Raw genomic sequence first — 775 nt, forward strand, 5'->3', positions numbered from 1 at the left:
GCGACCTTCGAGAGCGGCGCCATTCTCGCGTCGGCGACCTTCAGGGGTCAGGCTGACTTCCAGTCGGCGACCTTCAAGAGTTACGTCTGGTTCAGTGAGGCGACCTTCGAGAGCGGCGCCGTATTCAGGTCGGCGACCTTCAAGAGGGACATCTGGTTCGAGGCGACGATCTTCGGGAGCAGCGCTTGGTTCGAGTCGACAACTTTCGAGGGCGTTGCCTGGTTCCGGGGAGCGATCTTCGGAAGCAGCGCCTGGTTCGAGTCAACGATCTTCGAGGGCAGCGCTGNNGGGGCGGTGTTCGGTGGCCCGGTGACCCTCTCGTGTGCCGCGCGCCGCGTGGAGTGCCGGCGGACCCGCTGGTTGGCGACGGCTGAGGTGCGCCTGCGCTACGCCACGGTGGACTTCGCCGACGCGGTCTTTGAGTATCCCCTCACCATCGCGGCGGAGCCGGATCCGTTCGTACTGTCCGACAGGCAACAGATGGCAGAGGGGATCTTTAACGGCGCGTCCAACGCGACGGTGCGGATGGCCTCGCTGCGCGGAGTGGATGCGGCCCACCTGGTCCTCGCCGACATCGATCTGTCGCGATGCTTGTTTACCGGGACCGTGCATCTGGACCAGCTGCGTCTAGAGGGCACCTGCTGCTTCGACAGCATCCCGCCTGGCACGTACTGGCGGCGCTGGCGTCCCGTCCGCTACACCCACCGCTGCATCCTTGCAGAGGAGCACCACTGGCGTGCGAGGCAGCCGTCGACCGTGCGGGGCTGGAACGTGG

The 775-nt window shown here is 66.1% G+C and carries 1 protein-coding gene and 1 pseudogene; both read left to right on the forward strand.

Annotated features, from left to right (window positions below; genetic code table 11):
* Positions 1 to 286 (forward strand): pentapeptide repeat-containing protein (locus tag AOK01_RS45550; RefSeq protein WP_281181460.1); only part of this gene is annotated, 286 nt, incomplete at both ends.
* A gap of 74 nt (positions 287 to 360) precedes the next feature.
* A pseudogene (locus tag AOK01_RS45555) lies at positions 361 to 775 on the forward strand (pentapeptide repeat-containing protein); the annotation flags it as partial.

Source organism: Streptomyces aurantiacus (assembly GCF_001418335.1).
Classification (GTDB): Bacteria; Actinomycetota; Actinomycetes; order Streptomycetales; family Streptomycetaceae; genus Streptomyces; species Streptomyces aurantiacus.